General features: G+C 52.5%; 2 protein-coding genes. One reads left to right on the top strand and one right to left on the bottom strand.

Going from position 1 to position 2039, the window contains the following annotated elements; translation table 11 throughout:
* A partial coding sequence (chlP, locus tag V6D20_16410; protein HEY9817363.1) for a geranylgeranyl reductase occupies positions 1-1184 on the bottom strand: 1184 nt, incomplete at its 3' end.
* 546 nt (positions 1185-1730) lie between these two features.
* Here chlP and V6D20_16405 point away from each other — a divergent pair.
* Positions 1731-2039, top strand: a 309-nt coding sequence (locus V6D20_16405) for a hypothetical protein (GenBank protein ID HEY9817362.1), incomplete at its 3' end; no start/stop codon positions are given.

Raw genomic sequence — 2039 nt, 5'->3', positions numbered from 1 at the left:
GGTTTGGCGGTAATCTTCAGCTGCACCAAGGGGTTAGCCGGTACAACCGTTTTGTAGAGGTAGCTATCAAAGGTGAGCTTTTGCACGTCGATGTCTGAGCACATTTCCACAAAGGCTTCCCGAGTCGCATCGGAACGGTAGAACACCGTCTGCAGCAGATCCAGCACCTTGTAGGTCATGCCGTACTGCTTGTCCCAGCGCTTCAGGTAGATTTTCAGCTCATGTTCCGTCGGCACCCGCTGACCACCGTTGGAAAATTCCACAATGGTTTCCGCACACATGCGCGCCGACTTAGCAGCAAAGTAAATGCCTTCACCCGACGACTTGGTGACCGTACCAGCGGCATCACCCACCAGGGCTACCCGACCCACCACCCGACGAGGACGGGGATGTTCGGGAATGGGATGGGCTTCCACTTTGATGATTTCGCCACCTTCCAAGCGCTTCGCAGCCCGAGCCCGAATGCCCGCCTGCAGTTGCTTGATCTTGGTCTTGTTCACCTTCATGGTGCCGGTGCCCACGGCCACGTGGTCGTATTTGGGGAACACCCAAGCGTAGAAGTCAGGGGAAACGTCATCACCGACGTACATTTCCGCCAACTCTTCGTAGTAGTCCATCTTGTCTTGGGGCAAGCGAATCCGCTCTTGGAAAGCGATCGCATAGTTGTAATCGCCGGCGTCGATGGCCTTGGCAACCCGTGAGTTAGCACCATCTGCCCCAATCACTAGGTCTACCTTGAGGGTCTTGTTGTCCCCTTCTAGGCTGCCATTGGAATGGTCTGCATAGTGGAGAACGTAGGGATCCGTGTTGTTTGAGGGAATCTCTAGCTTATGAACGGTGCCATTGATGAGAATGGCTCCTAGCTTTGCTGCCCGTTCCCGCATGAAGCTATCCATCACTTCACGACGGCACATGCCAATATATTCGTCATCCTTAAGCGTGCTGCCGATGTTCACCTCAACATTAGAGGGTGAGATCATCTTCATCTTGCGCACGCGGCGATCGATAATTTCCGGAGGCAAATCAAATTCTTCCACCATGCAGAGCGGAATAGCTCCGCCGCAAGGCTTGGCGTTGTCTAATTTGCGTTCGAATAAATAGGTTTCAATACCTGCTTTTGCTAATGTCTCAGCAGCGGAGGAACCTGCCGGACCGGATCCAACAACAGCAACCCGTAATGCCAAAGGTTTTCTCCCAATCTCTAAAAGCCGTCGGCAAAGATACTATCACGGAAGATTAAGGCACTGCTGCGTCATCCGGGGAGATGTAATTGAAATGAAACAGACCTTAATATATCTACACTAAATGCAGGGAATCGGCGCAGAATCAGGGGTTTAGCATCGACGTTATCTAATCCTTGCCCAAAGATTTCCCTATCCTTCGACCGCAGGGATCGCAGATTGGCCGCTCTGATGCCAGGCTAGTTCCTTGGATCGATGGAGCACGACCCCTTTGAATTCTTGAGATCCCCTGGGATGGTGTTCGGTCTGGGTTCGCCCAAACTGAGGCTACAATAAGTCTTGGCATGGCAACTGGCGAATTTATGGAAGCACCATGAACGCTCTCGGTTCGGCAGATTCCAGGGTTGCTCTATGCTGGTCGCTATTCGGCATCTAGAGCTTGGTGTTGATAAAAGTGATGACGGTTGATCCTGCTGTAGCGATCGCCGATCGTGAGTGGCAGGTGGTTTTGTCCAGCCCATTGGTAACACACTCGTTTAGATTACGCCCATGTCCTTAAAGCCGTCTCGTATTCGCCGAATTCTTGACCAAAAACGAGAAAACTTTAGCAGCTTCGATCGCAAAACGTTGCAGCAGTTGCAGCGCTACCGATCCGCGCTGGCTGACTTGGCTGCCCTGTCGCCTGAAGACCTTGACTCTAAGCTGAGTACGGCTGATGGGGATGTGGGTGCCCTACCGTTGGAAGCTTTGGAATCGTCGGATCATTGCGTGCAGCACTGTAATCTGGTTTGGAAAAACCGTGAGCAGAGCTTATCTTGGGTGCGCGATCGCCTCACGGGTATTGCCACCTTTGCCGTA

The organism is Candidatus Obscuribacterales bacterium (assembly GCA_036703605.1).
GTDB lineage: Bacteria > Cyanobacteriota > Cyanobacteriia > RECH01 > RECH01 > RECH01.
This window is presented reverse-complemented; position numbering and strand designations above follow the sequence as displayed.